The organism is Oceanirhabdus seepicola (assembly GCF_023684385.1).
Classification (GTDB): Bacteria; Bacillota; Clostridia; order Clostridiales; family Clostridiaceae; genus Oceanirhabdus; species Oceanirhabdus seepicola.
The window spans coordinates 848,801-866,624 of sequence record NZ_JAGSOJ010000002.1 but is presented as its reverse complement, the minus strand read 5'-3'; the positions used below and the strand labels follow the sequence as shown (position 1 = coordinate 866,624).

Below are 17,824 nucleotides of genomic sequence, written 5' to 3'. Positions count from 1 at the left end.
ACCTTTATTCATTAGAAATTATCTCATTTACAACCCCTTTAATATCTTCATAAGAATACCCTTTTCTCAATAAAAAGTCATATAATTTCTTTTTCAACTTCAAATTATTACTCTCACTCTTAGAAATAAGTGCATATCTTTTTGAAGCCACATCCATTATATTTTCTTTATCTTTTTCTTCTTTATTTCTTTGATGTTCGTAAATAAGATCCCTATTCTCCATTATTGCCTCTTTTATGGATTTTAAAACACAATCTCCATAAAACCCCTTTGTACTAATATATGAATAAAGTTTATTTTTAATGAAATATTCATCCTTACCATCTCTTATAAGTGTTTGAATTTTTTTGTTAACTATTTTATTAATAGCTTCAAGTTCCTCTTCTTCATTTATATCAAGTAATTTTTCTGTTATAATGTCTTCATTTATGCCTTTTTTCTTTAAAGCATATTTAATTTTATTTTTCCCATCTGTTCTTTTTCTTTCTTTGACATACCTTTCAGCATATCTCTCATCATTTATAAAATCATATTCTAATAAAAATCCCATTACCTTTTCAATTACTTGAGGAGAATACTCTTTTTTCTCTAAATATTCGCTTACTTGAGAAAAAGTTTTATCTCCTCTTTCAATATACTTTAAAGCTTTTGTTTTCCCTGCTCTGTAGTTTTCCTCGATTAAAATTGCATCAAATTCTTCCTTATGAATTATTCTTCCTTTTTTCAAGCTACGCTTGTACACCGCTTCTAATGAAAGAGTATACTTTTCATAATTATCCATGTATACTACTACTTTATTCTCAAACCTTTTATGTGGGACTATATCAATTATCTCCATCCTCTTCATCCCTTCCTAATATGACACTCATTGTAGAATTAGTGAATAGCTCTTTGGCTATTTCATAAATATCTTCTTTACTCAATGTATCTAATATATCAAGATCATTATAAAATGATAATATATCCTCATCATCTAAAATATAGGCTAAAATGAAGTGAGCTAGATCATTACACCCCTCTAATGTTGTTATTATTTCAGTCTTATATACCTTTTTTACTATATTGAAAAACTTATCATCAAATTTTAATTTTTCATTTAAGAATTCATCTAGGCAAAAACTAATTACTTCCTTACTCTCTTCAACATCACATTTAGCCACAGATGCATAGATATATAATATATTAAACTTTTCATAATCACCAAGTGTGGAGTGCACAGAATAACATAGTCCTCTTTTTTCTCTTAATTCTTTAAATAATACAGAATTTGAGCTAGACCCCAATCTATAATCCAATATTCTAAGGGCTAATTCTTCTTTTGGTGTTGGATTTTCGAATGTAAATAAATACATAATTGTACTTTGCTCATTATCATTTAATTCTGTTTCAAATTTTCCTGGAGTATTTTTAAATACTTCCTTTCTACTTGTTCTTGAATCACCCTTCTTCCAATTCCCATAATATCTTTCAATAGTATCTGCTACATCATCATGATCAAATGGAGATACTATTATTATCTTACAATTACTTGCATTATAATATCTATTGTAGAATCTTAATAAATCTTCTCTTGAAAATCCTCTTACACTTTTTTCTGTTCCAAGAACGTCATATTTCAAAGAATTGTTTGGAAAAGCATTCTCCTTCAAAACCCTATAGCTATAATCTTCAATATCATCATAGGAATTTTTAATCTCTGATAAAATAACTTTTCGCTCTTTTTCAATTTCTTCCCCCTTAAAATCAGAATTCAATAGCATGTCACTTAATATATCACAGGACTTTTCAAATTCTTCTTTAAGGGCAGTGATACTGATAACAGTACTTACACTATCTGTATATGCATCATACTCTCCACCAGTCTCTTCAAGCTCATCAATCAACATTTTATTATCTCTTTTCTCAGTACCTTTAAAAATCATATGCTCAATGAAATGAGCAAGACCTCTTTCATGATCTTCCTCATGAAGTGAGCCAATTTTCATTGCATTAATTAAACAAACAAGATCAGTTTCTTTCTTTATAGATACAATTTCTAATCCATTATCTAGGGTTGTATTCTTATAATCTAAATATCTTTTCAAATAAAATTTCCTCCAACTCTATTTTAAATTGCTTATTTTAAAACTTATATTACTAAATTTATTCTCTGTTAATTGTTATTTTATATATAAGATAACCAAATTCACACTAATATTCAAGCGAACTAACAAAAAAATACCCAAAAGGGTATTTTATTTATTTATTTCTAAAATGTCTTTTATAACCTCTCCACCAATAATCATACCTGCTACAGGTGGAACAAATGAAATACTTCCTGGTATCTGCCTTTTATGAGAGCATCTCTTACTACTAGTTGAGGAACAAACACACCCTTCTTTGCATGTTATTACATCATCAACCTTAGGCTTAATTGGTAGTTCTTCTGAATAAAGTACTTTAACCTTCTTTATTCTTCTCTTTTTCATCTCCTGCCTCATAACCTTTGCTAAAGGACATACTTTTGTCTTTTCTAAATATGATATCTGAAATTGAGTAGGATCTAGTTTATTTCCTGTTCCCATACTGCTTATAATTTTAATATCTCTTTCATGACAGTATTCTATCAACGCAATTTTTGAAGACACTGTATCAATTGCATCCACAACATAATCAACTGTTTCATCAATTATTTCATGAATATTACTTTTATCCACAAATGTTTTATGAGTAATAACTTCGCATTTTGGATTTATAGTCAATATTCTTTCTTTCATAACATCAACCTTAGGTTTTGATATAGTATCATAAGATGCTATTATTTGTCTATTTAGATTTGTTAAACAAACAGTATCATCATCTACAATTATAAGTCTCCCAACGCCACTTCTAACTAAGGCTTCAACGGTGAAACTCCCAACTCCTCCTATACCCAAAACTACAACTGTTGAATTTTTTAACTTCTCTAATCCTTCTTTTCCTATAAGTAACTCGGTTCTTGATAATGAATGTTGCTTAATCATAAAAATAACTCCTTATTTATCTTTTTTTCATCTTTTTGTTATCTTTTTCTTATCTTTTGAGAATCACTATTAATTATATATAATTTATAATGTAATATCAATAACAGCTATTTCCTTTTAGGCATGTGAAAATAAATAACAAGTCAAAGATGCGAAGTATATTTTGCAAACTACGAAGAGTTGGGTTCCGCTGATAGTGGTTCTCTCAGTGGGTTCCAAGGATGAAGTAGTTTACAAAATAGACGAGTATACTGACTTGTTATTTATTTGAACTTGCCTTATGTCTAAAGTTTATTTATGATACTAGCAGAATATCCTGCACCGAATCCATTATCAATATTCACCACAGTTATCCCACTGGCACAACTATTCAACATAGTCAACAATGGGGCTAATCCGCCAAAGTTTGCTCCATATCCAACACTGGTTGGCACAGCTATAATTGGTTTATCTACCAGCCCTCCAATTACACTAGGTAGAGCACCTTCCATTCCAGCTACCACTATGATTACTTTTGCATTTTTTATTATATCCAATTTTCCAAACAACCTATGTATGCCCGCAACTCCAACATCAACAACTCTTTCAACTCTATTTCCAAACAATTCAGCTGTAATTGCTGCCTCTTCTGCAACTGACAAATCGGATGTACCAGCTGTTACCACAGCAATATAACTCTCTGACTTTTTTATTTCTTTATTCCTTATAACGATAGTCTTTGCCAATTCGTTGTATTCTACGTGATTACATATCTTCTTTACTTCTTCATAAGCCTCTCGGGATGCTCTAGTACCTAAAATATTATTGTTCTTTTTAAGCATAACACTTACTATTTTACTTATTTGTTCTTTTGTCTTCCCTTCGCAATATATCACCTCTGGGTATCCAACTCTAATCTCCCTGTGATTATCTATGGTTGCTATACCAATATCAGTATATGGTAATTCTTTAAGTTCACCAAAGGCATCTTCAACACTTACATCCCCGTCTTTAACCTTTTCAAGTAGATTTTTTATTTCATTATTATTCATATTAATTATTTCTCTCCTCAATACTTCTATTCATCTTACCCATAGAATATCCTCCTAGGTCTAAAGTTACAACCTTATATCCCAATTCTATCAACTTCTCATTTATGTCTTTAATATTTTCGTAGTTCAAAAATCTTTCCATATCCTCTTTGAATATTTCAATTTTAGCTGTATCTCCGAAGCTTCTCACTCTAATTCCTTTAAAACCTTTATCCATGATGAATTTCTCAGCCAATTCAATTTTTCTAAGTTCATGTGTGAATATTTGAGTATTGTATGGTAGCCTAGATAGTAAACAAGCATACGCTGGTTTATTCCATGTTGGCACTTTTTGTTGCTTAGATAACTCTCTAATTTGTGCCTTAGTAAGCTTACTCTCCAATAAAGGACTCCTTACATCAAGCTCTTTTAATGCTCTCATTCCAGGTCTATAATCTTTAGTATCATCGTAGTTTGAACCATCAACCACATATTTGAAATCTATTTCATTTTTGTACTTAATTATATTGGAGAATATCTCCTTTTTACATAAATAACATCTATCTTCTGGATTATTTGCTATGTTATCCGGAATATCAACTTTTATTATATGATGTTTTACGCCAAATAAAGAAACAAGCTCTTTACTTTCCTCTATCTCCCACCTTGGAATGTATGGAGAATCTACCGTTACTGCTATAACATTATCTCCTAGTACTTGCTTACATGCATACAAGAGAAACGTACTATCCACGCCTCCTGAAAAAGCAACAACAACACTTTCTAAACTTTCTAAATTTGTTAGTAAATCAATATATGCTTCATTCATAAACTTTCTCCATTCCAGTTATTTATAGATTCAAGTTCAACTATTAATTTATACAAGTCCAAAACTCATTAATTCATTGAGATTTTGGACATGATAAATTAAGTTTCATTATAGAATCTATATAATAGTCAGTTCCTTATTATATTCATTAAGAACTTTACATCCTTCATTAGTCACAACAACTAAATCCTCTATTCTAACTCCAACTTCCCCTGAAATGTATATTCCTGGTTCAATGGAAAATATCATACCCTCACTTACAGTATCGTGATTTACTGAGCTTACATTTGGTCCTTCATGTACATTTATTCCAATATTGTGTCCTGTTCTATGAGTGAAGTATTTCCCATATCCACACTCTTCTATATAATCTCTTGCTGCCAAGTCTATCTCGCTGAACTTAACTCCAGGTTTAACTTTAGCAATTGCCCTTCTATTAGCCTCTAAAACAATATTATATATCTTCTTATGTTCTTCACTACACTTTTTATAGAAAACAGTTCTAGTCATATCCGAACAATAATTATTTGTACGTCCACCAATATCTAGAATAACACTGTCCCCTTCTTTCATTATGGAACCATCTGAATCGTGATGTGGCTCTGCTGCATTAGCTCCATAAGCAATAAGTGGATGGAATGAAAAACTTTCCGTGCCATACTTTCTATATATTTCACCAAGTCTTTTACATACATCTAACTCGTTCATATCTCCATTCAATTCATTTATTATATCTCCCATTACAGAATCATTCACTCTTGAAGCTTCTTCCATGAGTTCAATTTCTTTTGTATCTTTTATATTTCTCGATTCATCAACCGCAATAGACCCTATATCTACCTTAATATCTTTATTGATTTTCATAAGTCTTATTAAGAAATGTGAAGGCCATTCTTTATCAATACCAATGGTACCCTCTGTATTTATGTTATTATGTAATATTTCAATATCATTATCACTATCTTTAAATATTATAAGTTCATCTGCTATATCATTTTCTACTGGAAATAACTCATTTATAAACAACTTAGTCTTTCCATCTTTACTCACAGCGAGAACCATCATTCTCTCGCCAGGCTCAATCCACTTTCCAGTTAGATAAAAAACTGAAGCTGGTGAAGTAATCATTACCTCATTAAACCCGTGCGACTCCATATGTTTACACACTTTTCCAATTCTTTCATTAAACATTCAAACACCCCTTAATACTTATTCTTATTTTCCTCTTTTACCAGCAAGATTTATTGGATCCCATACATTTGAGAATGGCGGAGCATAGCATAAATCAAGCATACCTATTTCTTCAACAGTCATATTATTATATATAGCTGCAGCAATAACATCTGTCCTTATCCCAGCTTCACTTTTACCGGCTATCTGACCTCCAATAATAGTTCTATTATTCTGATTATATATAATTTTAACATATATATCCTCACTTTTGGGATAATATTCTGGACCAGTTTTTGACTTTATAAAACTTACACCATACTCAATATTATTATCTTTTGCTTCTTTCTCCGTTAATCCTGTTTTCCCCACTTGAAGATCAATTATTTTTACAACTGTTGACCCTAATATCCCTTGAATTTCATGTTTATCTCCATTCAAAATATCTGACAATGTTTTCCCTTGCTTGTTTGCATTTGTCCCAAGTGGTACATATGAATTTTTCTTCAACATTAACCTTTACAACCTCATGATTAAGAACTACCTGAATATTACTTTCTCTAAATTCCTCAGGTGTTCTTACAATCATATCTCTCCAATCATCAAATTCTCCTCCAATATAATAAGGAATTCCACAAGCACTATATGAAACCACTCTCGTCTTTTCAAATACCTTGATTTCTATATTCTCATTTAACCTTCGTAGTTTTGATGCACAACTCATCCCTGCTGCATCTCCACCAATTATAACAAGCTTCATATCCTTTTTTTCCGCCCTTTCATCTCATTATTTTCTATAACTTTAATATTCCTATAGATATAAAATAAATGCAGATACTAAAGGACTCTATTGTATAATGTAGAAATCTTAATAATACAGTAATTTCGTAATTGTATGAAATAAGACTAATTAATATAATAGGAGGAAATAATGAAACAGGAAAACATAATAGAACAGGAAATGTATCGCAGAGCCATTGAATTTATTCCAAAAAGGTATACTAAAGGCTGGGGTGGAGTAGCGATAATCCATTCAGAAGATGACCAATATTTTACCAGTGTTTCAATTGACACAGCAAATAGTAGTGTAGATTTATGTATTGAAGTAGGAGCAATGTGTGAAGCACATAAATATAATGTACGTGTAACCCATTGCTTGTGTGTTGTTAGAGATGATGAAAACAGTCCTTTTAAGATACTTTCTCCATGTGGTGTTTGTCAAGAGAGATTGCGTTTTTGGGGTACAGATGTTAAGGTTGGTATTACTACTCCAGATAATACCTTGAAGTTTGTGACATTAAATGAGTTACAACCACATCACTGGACAAATGCTTATCCATCAGAAGAATTAGAACATTATCATAAATAATCAATATTAATTCAAACGAAATTAGTGCAATAAGTAGTTAAGTTAATTCGCATCTTTCTTATTTTACGAAATAAAGCTATTCCTATTTCTTTAGGGATAGCTTTATTAATTTAAACTTTTAATTCAATTAGTTTTTATTTTTTTGAATAAGCTTCAATTAAATCAGTAATAGCTTTAACCGCATTAATACTATTCCTTGATTTTATATTACTTATATACTTTTCTCTATTACTATATAAATCATCTATTTCTTTACATATTCGTTCATTACTCATATCTTTTTCCAATAATACTTCGCTATATCCATTCTTTTTTAAAGACTGAGCATTTAATATCTGATCATCTCTCGTAAATCTTGCCTCCATCGGAATTAACAAACTTGGTTTGTTCAAAACTAATAATTCATTTGCAACTGTTGCCCCTGCTCTAGTTACAATAATATCTGCCATTTTATAAAAATGGGCAAGCTCTTCATTTACGTATTCATACTGCACATATCCATCTATATTTGAGAGTTCTTTGTCTAACTTATTTTTACCACATAAATGACATATTTGATAGTTCTCCAATAATTCAGGTAAATTATCACGTATTGCAGAATTTATTAATCGTGAACCTACACTTCCCCCCATAACTAAGATAACTGGTTTTTCCTTAGAAAAATTACATATCTCAAATCCTTTATCAGCACTCCCATTTTTTATTGATTCTCTAATAGGAACACCAGTAAATATTCTTTTTGATTTAGGAATTTTTTCTGATGCTTCTGGAAATGAATAGCATATTTTTTTTGCAAATGGGAAAACAACTTTATTTGCTACTCCTATACATATATCCGAATCGTGAATAATAACTGGCACTCTATAAATCCAACAAGCGATCACTACAGGGAAAGATACATAACTTCCTTTACTAAATAAAACATTAGGCTTGATTTTTCTAACAATATGTAAAGATTTAAAAATACCTAAAATGGTTTTAAAAACATCAGTAAAATTTTTAATAGAAAAATATCTTCTTAATTTGCCCACACTTATACTATGAAATGGTATATTAATTTCTTTTATTAATTTTTTTTCAATACCTTCTTCTGTGCCCACATAGTGCACTTCATAATTTAAATTTTTTAATTCTGGTATTAAAGCTATATTTGGATTAACATGACCAGATGTCCCTCCGCCTGTTAGTATGATTTTTTTCATTATTTCACCCCATGTCTAAAAATACCCTTTATAAAATAAAGAACTTTAGCAAATTACTAAAGCTCTTTGATATTTATTATTTAAGAAGTTTTTGTTTCATTTCACCATTCATCTCTTGAATTCTCTTAGTACCTTGAATTCTTAATTGATTATTTTCTTCTTGAATTCTCTTTGTTTCATCAATACCTTCCATGATTGTTTGCCAAGTCTTCTCAAGAGTGTCTAATTTCACACTACTTCCACCTGATAATCTCTCAATATCAATACTTTGATTCTTAATACTTTCAGCATTTTTCATTAGAAGTTCATTAGTTGTCCTATCAAGTTCACTTAAAGAATCAGAAACTAACTTTTGTCTCTTTAAAGCAATTGCTTGAATAATTCCATTTTTAAATACTGGTATAGTAATTACAAATGCAGAATGTATTTTAGAAACTAATCTATAATTTCCTTTTTGAATCATTTTTATTTGCGGAGCAGTTTGCAATGCAACCATTTTACCCATTTCTAAATCATAAATTCTCTGTTTTAACATTTCTAATGAAGATTTTGCATTTTCCAAATTCATAACTTCAACTTGATCACCTGTTGCTGCTAATTGTTCCATCTTAGGAATCTCTTCTTGTTCAATTCTTTCAACCATTAAATTTCCAGCAGCAATATATTTTTCTAATTCCTTATAGTATTCAAAGTTTTGCTCATACATGTGTTCTAGCATTAAATTTGAATCATTAAGATCTTTTTTATACTTAGTTATTTCTGTGTATATTACGTCTATCTCTCCGCCTATTGTCTTATATTTATTCATCATCTTTGCTATTTTGTCTTCACCTTTTCCAAACATCTTAGCAAAAAATCCTTTTTTCTCTTCTTTCTCAAAATCATTTCTATCAAATTTATTCATTATACCTGTAAGCTGTTTTATCATTACACTAGTACCTTGAGCACTAGTAGCTTTAATATTATTCAAAATATTATCAGCAAATTTTGATACTTCTTCCGCTGGCTCATTACCAAAATTAAGTACTGCATTCGCATCTTTAAAATTAATAGTTGTGGAAAGGGCTTTAACCTCCTCAGACTCTTTAAGCTGAACTTGATATTCTACAGCCTTTTTTTCAAGATTAACTTCTTGCACTTCAATTATTCCTGAATTATTGTTTTGTACATCACTCATTCTAATCTCTCCTTATCATTATCTTTCTATTTTCCAAAGAATTTCTTAAAAAATCCTTTCTTCTCTTCTGTTGCTTTTTGATAATCAAGTTTAAATCTCATTTTTTCTAGAGTATGATTATCATATTCTGTTTTGCTAATAAATCTTTCAATATCTGAATATCCAGATGGATTGAATATCATTATATCTACTCCCATTTTATTCAAAAATGCAAGCATAATGCTATCTTCATAAGTAAGATTACCATTCTTTTCATTATTATATATGATTATTTTTGGAACTTCCCCTGGATAATCGAAGCCCTGAAGCAACTCCATTATTTTAGGTTCTAAATTTATTAATACTGAGAAAAGGTACACTTGAAAATCTCTTAGTTCCTCATCATCAATATTTTGAATTACTGGATTAATTATTATTTCTTTAATTTTTTCAGCAATATTTCTTTGAAGCCCTAACCTTAAATCCTTATATTTCCACCATGGAGCTCTAAGTAATTTATAAATATCAAATTCTGAATAAGCTCCTCTTGGATAGATATCACAGAACTTATTATATTCAATATGAAAAACTTTTTTATTTAAAGGAAGTTTATCATAGAACAATACATTCTTAAGCTCAATTATTTTGGATATTTCTCTCCAATATTCTTCTAAATCATTATGCGTTCCAGAAATTTTTGCAAAAATATTAGGAATAAACAACTTCTTTCCTTCTATCTTCCATCCATCTCTGAATTGTGTATTCTCTTTTATCCAAATTTTTATTTCTTCATAAGTTGTCTTTAGAGTAACATTCTCAATCTCATACTCAACAAACTGCCAAGGTCTATAAAACCCTGATTCATCTGTAAATAGACTCTTATTCATATATTCTTTTGCTTCATATGCTGATGTTTTGTATCTGTCAGTATCTTCCCTTGGAAATTGTTCTAATGCTTCGCGAGTATTATATAAAATCTCTGTAGAAAAAATTCCATTAGGGTCAAACTTATCAAAACTTTCATCCCCTTGAGGATTATAATATAAAACATCTACCCCAAGTGTTGAAACAAAATTAAGAAAAATAACCTCATCTATAGATATATCCCCAAAATATAATATCTTTGGATTAATAGATGTATAATCAAAGTCTTTTATAAGTTTTTTGAAATAGAGATTTAGCCAATGAGTAATATTATTTATAATCAATTTAATCTTTGATTTTTCAATATCTTCATTGTTTCTTATATAAAACTCTAAAAGTCCTCTTAAGTTATTTTTTACTTGTAATTCTAAAATTTTATTATTGAAAATAGGTATTAAACCTTCTTTTTCAATTTCCTCAATTATGGTATTTGAATTTATTCCTCCTAATGCATATATCCTATTCCAAGCATTATCTAATTTTCCAAGAGTCCCTAAACTTATCTCTCTATTTAATCCCTTGTCAAATCTTACGTATAATGCTCCAAACTTAGATAATTCTTTGTCAATTTTAAACAGTTCTGCCTTATAAGAATTAATATTTTCTTTTATTCCTATAAATCTATAGAATATTCTAGGAATTTTAACAGCATTAGAAGAATAATTAAATCCATCCCTATTACTTACAGGTACTTTTGCATTTGTAATAACATCTCCCGATATTTGCCATTTTATTCCTTCTACTTCCAAATGATTTAAACTCCAATTTTTCATTAACATCTACCTCGTGTTTGCTTTTTAAGAGTTTTATGATAAAATTTAAATGATTTAATTATGTATTGTTTTCCAAATATTCTCTATATAAGCGTTAATATATTATTAATATAGAAAATAATAAGGTATTATTTGTAATATAATTGTCCAATAATATTATACCATAAAATTGAAATAATGAATAATATGTTAGATTATATTTTTATTAATAATTTTTGAATTTTTGGAGTAAGAGTAGTTATTTATTTAAATATGCCTTATATAATCAAATTAACTAAGAAAGGATCGTTGCATATGAAAAATTCTTTTATTAAAGTTTCTTCAGCTTGCCCAAAGACCAATGTATCTGATATAGCATTTAATTTAGAAAATATAAAAAATTGTATAAATATGGCTCATGAAGATGGTTCTAAAGTATGTGTTTTTCCTGAATTATCTATCACTTCATATACATGTAGTGATTTATTTTTGCATAATCAACTACTTAAAGCTTCAACTGAAGCCCTTAAGGATTTGTGTGATTTTTCAATTTCTAAAGAAATGCTAATCATAGTTGGTGCTCCAATTTTGCACCACTCTTGTTTATATAATTGTGGTGTTGCCATATACAAAGGTAAAATACTAGGTATAGTTCCTAAAAGTTATATACCTAACTATAGTGAGTTCTATGAAAAAAGATGGTTCACTGAAGGTTTTGAGGTTGTTAACAGAGAAATAAACCTATCATTTCAAAAGAATATACCTTTTGGGGTGGATTTACTTTTCAAATGCGATACTTTTGTTTTCGGAATTGAAATTTGCGAGGATTTATGGGTTACAATTCCTCCAAGTAGTTACCTTGCCCTTCAAGGCGCAAATATCATATGTAACCTTTCTGCCTCTAATGAACTTGTAAGTAAATCTGATTATAGACGTTCATTAGTAAGCAATCAAAGCGCAAGAGGACTTTGTTCTTACATCTTCTCTTCTGCAGGCGTTCATGAGTCAACTACTGATTTATTATTCGGCGGTCATTTATTAATAAGTGAAAATGGTAGTATATTGAAAGAAAACGAAAGATTTCAAAGAGATAATGAAGTTATAACCTCCATAATTGATGTTAGTAAATTAAACGGAGAAAGAATAAGAAATATGAGTTTCAGAGATAGTTTAAAAACTTGCCCCTACCAATGTAGAACTATTGAATTCACTTTAAATAATAAGGCAATTACTTCTTTTGATAGATATATTGCGAAACATCCTTTTGTGCCTAACAATAAAAACGAGACTGAAACTAGATGCAAAGAGATTTTCAACATTCAAAAAAATGCCTTAGCTAAACGACTTACTCATACTAATCTTAAGAAAGCAGTAGTAGGTATTTCTGGGGGACTTGATTCAACTCTTGCCTTACTGGTTATAATAAAAACTTTTGATATGTTGAACATACCTAGAGAAAATATAATTACAGTTACAATGCCAGGATTCGGAACTACTGATAGAACATACAACAATGCTGTGTCTTTATGCAACAACCTAGGCTGTGATTTCAGAGAGATAAGCATTGTAGATGCTTGCCTTCAACACTTTAAAGACATTGGTCATTCTGTAGATATACATGATGTAACATATGAGAACGTTCAAGCTAGAGAAAGAACTCAAATATTGATGGACCTAGCTAACAAAGAAGGTGGAATTTTGGTTGGAACAGGTGACTTATCTGAATTAGCCTTAGGCTGGTGCACTTTCAATGGAGATCATATGTCAATGTACTCAGTGAACTGTTCTATACCAAAAACTCTTGTTAGATTTTTAGTTCAATATGTTGCTGATTATGAAGTTTCTGAAACTATAAAGACTGTACTGTACGATATAAACAATACACCTGTGAGTCCTGAACTATTACCTAAAGATGCTGAAGGTAATATATCTCAAAAAACTGAAGATATTGTAGGACCTTACGAACTTCATGATTTCTTCCTTTACCATTTCATGAAAAGTGGAGCATCTTATGAAAAAATTTTATTCTTAGCAAAACATGCATTTAAAGAAGATTATGCGCCTGATCAAATAACAATGTGGCTAGATAAGTTTATTAAGAGATTCTTCAATTCTCAATTTAAACGTTCAACTCTCCCTGATGGTCCTAAAGTTGGTACTATAAGTTTATCTCCACGAGGCGATTTAAGAATGCCTTCTGATGCTAGTTATAACACATGGCAGTAATATGCCCGCTTCGCGTGCATTAATGGATAATTGAGAATGATTGACATTTCACTCCGTGAAATTTTAATTTTGTTGTTCCTTACTGAAAATGCTTCATCTTTGATGAAACATTTTCAGCATTAAAAAAATCCCCCCATGTTCTTTGGCATGGGGTTTGTTGTAATATAACTTTATGGAGGAAAATTATGAGACAGATTTTTCAGATGTTTTTTTGTTTTTTTAAGATTGGTGCCTTCACTTTCGGTGGTGGGTATGCAATGATACCTCTCATTGAAAAAGAATTCGTTGATAATAAAGGGTGGATTTCTAAAGATGATTTTGTAGATATTATAGTGTTATCACAAAGTTTACCTGGTGCTTTGGCCGTTAATTCATCTTTATTTGTTGGTTATAAAATTTGTGGAGTACTAGGGGCAATTCTTGCATTACTTGGTGTAGTTATTCCGTCCTTCTGTATAATAATTATTATTTCAATTTTATTTATGAAGTTTAGAGATAATCCAATTGTTATTCAAGGTTTCAATGGAATTAAAGCTGCTGTACCTATGTTAGTGTTATTTGCCATAATATCTTTAAGCAAATCACTAAAAAAGAACATTCCAACTTTATCAATTATGGTTATTTCAATTTTTCTTTTACTCTATTTTAATTTACATCCTATTTTTTTGATTATTTTCTCAATTTTTTGCGGCATTATATTTTTTAGGAAGAAGGTATAATAAATGGATATATTATTAAAATTATTCTTAGTATTTTGGAAAATTGGAACCTTCGCTTTTGGTGGTGGTATGGCAATGCTACCTCTTATTGAAAGAGAAGTTGTAACAAATTATCATTGGATTTCCAAAGAGACCTTTATTGACATTATTGGTATTTCTCAAATGACCCCAGGTCCCATAGCCATTAATTCAGCAACCTTTGTAGGCTTCACCTCAGCTGGTGTTATTGGCTCCATTGCAGCAACCTCTGGTGTAGTACTTACTTCTTTTATATTGGTTTCTATATTACATCATTTTGTTTCAAAATTTAAAGATTCCAAACTACTAAAAGCTTCATTGTTAGGTATGAGACCCGCAATAATAGCTTTAATATTTTCAGTTTTCATTAAACTTTCATACACAAGCTATAGCGATATATCCGGCTTAATTATTGCTTCAATCTCGTTATTCTTGCTATTTAAAAAGGCTCATCCAATATTAGTTATACTAATTTCTGCTACATTAGGCATAATATTATACTAAAGCCTATTCTATAAAATAACTAGCTAGTATGCTAGTCAATTCTATTTCATATACTAACGATAAATCATAACTTTTAATGGTTTTCAACTCAAATCTTAATTTATACTTGTCCATAACTCATTAATTCACTGAGATTTTAGACAAGTGTAAATTAATTTTCGTAATGATAAGCATGTAAAAGTTTAAAATCTAAAGATAAACAAATAATAGATTTAAGTGATTTAAAGGAGTGATAGCATGTGGTTCAATAAAGATGTTACTGAAATTACTAAAGAATTGAATAGCAACTTGGTAAATGGTTTATCTAGCAATGAAGTAAAAAACCGTTTTGAAAAGTATGGTTATAACAAATTAAAAGAAAAAAAGAAAAAAACAATGATACGTATGTTTTTTGAGCAAATTAACGATGTGATGATTTATATTCTATTAGGCGCTGCAATAGTGTCTGGACTGTTAGGAGAGTTAACTGATTCAATTATTATTGGAATTGTTATAATTATAAATGCAATAATTGGAGTAGTACAGGAAAATAAAGCAGAAAAATCATTAGAAGCTTTAAAGAAACTCTCAACTCCTAAAGCTCTTGTTAAAAGAGATGGTACTTTAAAAGAAATTTCCTCTGAGGAAGTTGTACCAGGAGATATTATTGTAATTGACGCTGGAAGATTTATACCTTGCGACATGAGAATCTTAGAATCTGCTAATCTAATGATAGAAGAGTCAGCACTTACCGGAGAATCAGTACCCGTTGAAAAAAGCTCTAAAGTTATTTCAGATAATGAAAAAATACCTTTAGGTGATCAAAAGAATATGGCTTTCATGTCTACTCTCGCTACATATGGTAGAGGTGTAGGTATTGCTGTAGGTACTGGTATGGATACAGAAATAGGTAAGATAGCTAAGCTTCTTCATGAAGATATCGATACCAAAACCCCTCTTCAGAAAAAACTTGATCAGGTTGGCAAACTATTAGGTTTCCTTGCATTAAGCGTATGTGCTCTAATTTTTGTTGTTGGTATGTTACAGGGCAGAGATGTCTTTGATATGTTCATGATTTCAATTTCACTGGCTGTAGCAGCAATCCCCGAGGGATTAGTTGCAGTTGTTACAATTGTGTTGGCTATGGGTGTTCAAAAAATGATCAAAGAGAATGCAATTATACGTAAATTACCAGCTGTTGAAACCTTAGGATCCGTTTCAATTATATGTTCTGATAAAACTGGAACATTAACTCAGAACAAGATGACAGTAACCAAATTCTACTGTAATAACAGATTTGGAACTTTAGATGAACTTTCAAAAAATAATGCAACAGATTTATTACTTCTTGAGAATATGGTTTTAAATAATGATGCTACTTTTGATAAGAATAATTCTACTGGAGATCCTACTGAAATTGCGCTTTTAGAAGCTGGCTTTAAGTACAATATTTTTAAAGATGAAATTGAAAAAGTTCATAAAAGAATAGATGAGATTCCTTTTGATTCAGACAGAAAATTAATGACAACTGTGAATGAATATAATAATGAGTATTATGTTATGACAAAAGGAGCATTAGATAACCTTTTAAATCTCTGTAATGAGATACTTATTGATGATAAAGCTATAGAATTTACACCTGAATTAAAAGAAGAAATTCTTTCTAAATCTAATAATATGTCTGATGAAGCATTGAGAGTCATAGCATCAGCATATAAGGTCATTCCTAGCAAAGATATCAACATTTCAGATTTAGAAACAAACTTAACTTTTATAGGTATGGTAGGTATGATTGATCCTCCTCGTGAAGAGGTTAAGGACTCTATTAAGGTTTGTAAGGAAAGTGGAATAAAAACTGTTATGATTACTGGTGATCATAAAAACACGGCTTTTGCTATAGCTGAAGCATTAGGTATCGCCACTTCAATAGATGAGACAATCGATGGATTAACACTTGATAAATTATCTCAGGAAGAGTTAAATTCAAAGATTGATTCATTAAGAGTATTTGCTCGTGTATCTCCTGAGCATAAGGTTAAAATTGTAAAAGCACTTAAGTCAAAAGGAAATATTGTCTCAATGACTGGTGATGGTGTTAACGATGCTCCCTCTCTTAGAATGGCAGATATAGGTGTTGCCATGGGTATAACTGGTACAGATGTTTCTAAAGATGCTTCTGATATGATTTTAACTGATGATAACTTTTCAACAATAGTTAGAGCCGTAGAAGAAGGACGTAATATTTATACAAATATTAAAAAGACAATTGCCTTCTTGCTTTCTTGTAATATAGGGGAAATAATTGCTTTATTCTTAGCAATTATTATGGGTTGGTTTGCTCCATTAATACCAATTCACATACTATGGGTTAATCTTGTAACTGATACATTGCCAGCTCTTGCTTTAGGAGTAGACCCTGGTGATAGAGATGTTATGAAAGACACTCCTCGTAATCCAAAGGAGAGTTTATTTAAAGGTACAGGTCCATTTATATTCCTAAATGGCTTTATTATTGGTATCTTAACCTTAATTGCATTTATGATTGGTATAAAACATACAATGGGTATTTCAAATATTTTCCCATTAATGCCTGAAAATATACCATCTGAAGCACTTATCACTGGACGTACAATGGCATTTGTTGTTTTAAGTATGTCTCAACTAGTTCATAGTTTTAACTTAAGACATAGTAAAAAATCAATATTCCAGGTAGGTTTATTTACTAATAAGTTCCTTATATTTTCAATGTTAATAGGATTAGCTCTTCAACTTATAGTAATTTCAGTACCTCCTTTAGCAGCAATATTTAAGGTTAAATTCTTAACTGGCTCACTATTAGTGACAGTTATATTCCTATCATTAGTACCACTTATCATTAATGAGATAATTAAGATATTTAAACGAAGCACATCTAAATAGCAGAGATAAAAGAACAGAGAATAAAGAACAAATATTGTTGATATT

At 30.1% G+C, this 17,824-nt stretch carries 16 protein-coding genes; 5 read left to right on the top strand and 11 right to left on the bottom strand.

Translation table 11 applies throughout. The features are described from left to right. Positions 1-4 precede the first annotated feature (4 nt). The 8 genes from KDK92_RS11420 to KDK92_RS11385 form a co-directional block, all read right to left on the bottom strand. Positions 5-838, bottom strand: coding sequence for a RecX family transcriptional regulator (locus tag KDK92_RS11420; protein ID WP_250859384.1), 834 nt, complete (start codon positions 836-838; stop codon positions 5-7). After that, positions 825-2,084, bottom strand: coding sequence for a M16 family metallopeptidase (locus KDK92_RS11415; protein WP_250859383.1), 1,260 nt, complete (start codon positions 2,082-2,084; stop codon positions 825-827). The genes KDK92_RS11420 and KDK92_RS11415 overlap by 14 nt, the downstream gene beginning before the upstream one ends. Before the next feature lie 150 nt (positions 2,085-2,234). Continuing rightward, entirely contained in the window at positions 2,235-3,002 is a 768-nt protein-coding gene (locus KDK92_RS11410) for a tRNA threonylcarbamoyladenosine dehydratase (RefSeq protein ID WP_250859382.1), read from the bottom strand. Between the two features lie 284 nt (positions 3,003-3,286). Beyond that, positions 3,287-4,033 (bottom strand): nickel pincer cofactor biosynthesis protein LarB, encoded by a 747-nt coding sequence (gene larB, locus KDK92_RS11405; RefSeq protein WP_250859381.1) that lies wholly within the window; start codon positions 4,031-4,033, stop codon positions 3,287-3,289. Position 4,034: 1 nt separating this feature from the next. After that, positions 4,035-4,841: an ATP-dependent sacrificial sulfur transferase LarE gene (gene larE, locus KDK92_RS11400; RefSeq protein WP_250859380.1), complete on the bottom strand. Its 807-nt coding sequence runs from the start codon at positions 4,839-4,841 to the stop codon at positions 4,035-4,037. Between the two features lie 117 nt (positions 4,842-4,958). Further along, entirely contained in the window at positions 4,959-6,032 is a 1,074-nt protein-coding gene (locus KDK92_RS11395; protein ID WP_250859379.1) for a M24 family metallopeptidase, read from the bottom strand. A 24-nt stretch (positions 6,033-6,056) separates the two neighbouring features. Next, positions 6,057-6,464 (bottom strand): NAD(P)/FAD-dependent oxidoreductase, encoded by a 408-nt coding sequence (locus KDK92_RS11390; protein WP_250859378.1) that lies wholly within the window; start codon positions 6,462-6,464, stop codon positions 6,057-6,059. After that, entirely contained in the window at positions 6,439-6,771 is a 333-nt protein-coding gene (locus KDK92_RS11385; RefSeq protein WP_250859377.1) for an FAD-dependent oxidoreductase, read from the bottom strand. The genes KDK92_RS11390 and KDK92_RS11385 overlap by 26 nt, the downstream gene beginning before the upstream one ends. Before the next feature lie 171 nt (positions 6,772-6,942). Here KDK92_RS11385 and KDK92_RS11380 point away from each other — a divergent pair, with 171 nt between their 5' ends. Next, positions 6,943-7,380: a cytidine deaminase gene (locus tag KDK92_RS11380; protein ID WP_250859376.1), complete on the top strand. Its 438-nt coding sequence runs from the start codon at positions 6,943-6,945 to the stop codon at positions 7,378-7,380. A 134-nt stretch (positions 7,381-7,514) separates the two neighbouring features. Here KDK92_RS11380 and KDK92_RS11375 read toward each other — a convergent pair whose 3' ends face one another. The 3 genes from KDK92_RS11375 to KDK92_RS11365 all read right to left on the bottom strand — a co-directional run bounded on the left by KDK92_RS11375 (position 7,515) and on the right by KDK92_RS11365 (position 11,435). After that, the gene (locus KDK92_RS11375; RefSeq protein ID WP_250859375.1) at positions 7,515-8,582 is read right to left on the bottom strand and encodes an undecaprenyldiphospho-muramoylpentapeptide beta-N-acetylglucosaminyltransferase; all 1,068 of its coding nucleotides are present in this window, start codon (positions 8,580-8,582) and stop codon (positions 7,515-7,517) included. Positions 8,583-8,658: 76 nt separating this feature from the next. Then, positions 8,659-9,759, bottom strand: a complete 1,101-nt coding sequence (locus KDK92_RS11370; RefSeq protein ID WP_250859374.1) for a toxic anion resistance protein — start codon at positions 9,757-9,759, stop codon at positions 8,659-8,661. Positions 9,760-9,785: 26 nt separating this feature from the next. Continuing rightward, entirely contained in the window at positions 9,786-11,435 is a 1,650-nt protein-coding gene (locus KDK92_RS11365; protein WP_250859373.1) for a YceG family protein, read from the bottom strand. Positions 11,436-11,729: 294 nt separating this feature from the next. Here KDK92_RS11365 and KDK92_RS11360 point away from each other — a divergent pair, with 294 nt between their 5' ends. From KDK92_RS11360 to KDK92_RS11345, 4 genes are all read left to right on the top strand, one after another. Continuing rightward, the gene (locus KDK92_RS11360; RefSeq protein ID WP_250859372.1) at positions 11,730-13,640 is read left to right on the top strand and encodes an NAD(+) synthase; all 1,911 of its coding nucleotides are present in this window, start codon (positions 11,730-11,732) and stop codon (positions 13,638-13,640) included. A gap of 185 nt (positions 13,641-13,825) precedes the next feature. Beyond that, positions 13,826-14,359 (top strand): chromate transporter, encoded by a 534-nt coding sequence (locus KDK92_RS11355; RefSeq protein WP_250859371.1) that lies wholly within the window; start codon positions 13,826-13,828, stop codon positions 14,357-14,359. 3 nt (positions 14,360-14,362) lie between these two features. After that, positions 14,363-14,881, top strand: a complete 519-nt coding sequence (locus KDK92_RS11350; protein WP_250859370.1) for a chromate transporter — start codon at positions 14,363-14,365, stop codon at positions 14,879-14,881. Between the two features lie 237 nt (positions 14,882-15,118). Next, a complete protein-coding gene (locus KDK92_RS11345) occupies positions 15,119-17,779 on the top strand; it encodes a cation-translocating P-type ATPase (RefSeq protein WP_250859369.1) in 2,661 nt (886 codons plus the stop codon). Positions 17,780-17,824: the final 45 nt, after the last annotated feature.